This window comes from Salmonella sp. SG203 (assembly GCF_013350575.1).
Lineage (GTDB): Bacteria > Pseudomonadota > Gammaproteobacteria > Enterobacterales > Enterobacteriaceae > Salmonella > Salmonella enterica.
Map to the genome: position 1 here is coordinate 1 of NZ_SNMT01000084.1, position 1119 is coordinate 1119.

At 52.5% G+C, this 1119-nt stretch carries 2 protein-coding genes; both read right to left on the reverse strand.

Annotated features, from left to right (window positions below; translation table 11 throughout):
* The coding region (locus HV477_RS27875) for a transcriptional regulator (protein WP_175065744.1) at positions 1-695 on the reverse strand (695 nt) is incomplete at its 3' end.
* A partial coding sequence (locus tag HV477_RS27880) for a CaiF/GrlA family transcriptional regulator (RefSeq protein WP_175065745.1) occupies positions 682-1119 on the reverse strand: 438 nt, incomplete at its 5' end. The genes HV477_RS27880 and HV477_RS27875, both read right to left, overlap by 14 nt.

Below are 1119 nucleotides of genomic sequence, written 5' to 3' on the forward strand. Positions count from 1 at the left end.
CCGTAGAGAAGTTCATACAGCCGATTTTTCATGCCCAGCTTCATCAGTAGTCTGTTTTTGTCCTGCCAGATTTGCTTCTCGTTTTTGCTCAGTATCTTTGTCAGCCCTGACAGCGAGTAATGACCTTTATAGAGCGCCCACAGTAGTTTTTGCTGTGAAGATGTCACTCCACAATTCGAGATGGCCCGGTGCATCAGTAATGCCATATATCTCATCAGACGTTTCGGGTTATTAAAAATCACCGGAACTTCAAAAAACCCCGTCGCACATTCAGGGACTGATAAAAATTTAGCGAGCGTGCCTTTTAAAGGGTAAGGACAGTGACCGTACTTCTGCAGACCCGATATAATGGTCTGAATTTCACGGTACGGGGCGCAGGCAATGTCACCCCAGCAGCGCAGAACCAGCCGGTCACTGAACAACAGCTCATCACTGATGACCAGTACCGGATGGTCCAGAAGCAGACTTTTCAGGGCATAGAAAAGGTAGATATGCTCCCGCGGCCGCAGACACAGGATTAATACCGCCTCCGGTGCGCCAGTCAGACGCTGAAGCAGGCATGGCAGGGACTCTGCAATGTCACAACGACATTCAGGACGCATCGCCCTGACCACTGCCTGCACTGCACTCACCACCGGCCAGCAGTCACCGTGAATAATGACCTGCCGGGCCGCTGTCATATTATACGCCGTCATCATCATCCTCCTTCTTCAGGATTTTTCCCGCGTTCCTGTTACTGCACAGCCTGTTCCACAGTTCATTCGCCTGTGCCCTGTCTCCGTTCCCTACCCGCCGCCGTGAGACCGGTGGCGTTACCGTCCTCTCTCGCCGGGCCGGCTCCGGGTTTTCAAGAACTCGCACGACAAAAATTTCACAGCGCTGCGCTTTATTGGACAACGTCTGGCGGCGGCAGACACAGACCACCCGGGACGCTTTATTCCGCAGATAGGACATCAGATAGCTGGCCCGCCTCGCAGTAATGTGGAAGGCCTCAGATATCTGGCTTCTCTGAACCCAGTTTTGTTGCAGCAGACACCAGTGCGCAACAAGAATATAAAGAGGTTCTCCGTTGTGCTGGCGAACACACTCCGGGATAAAACAGGCATCATGGTTTGTCTG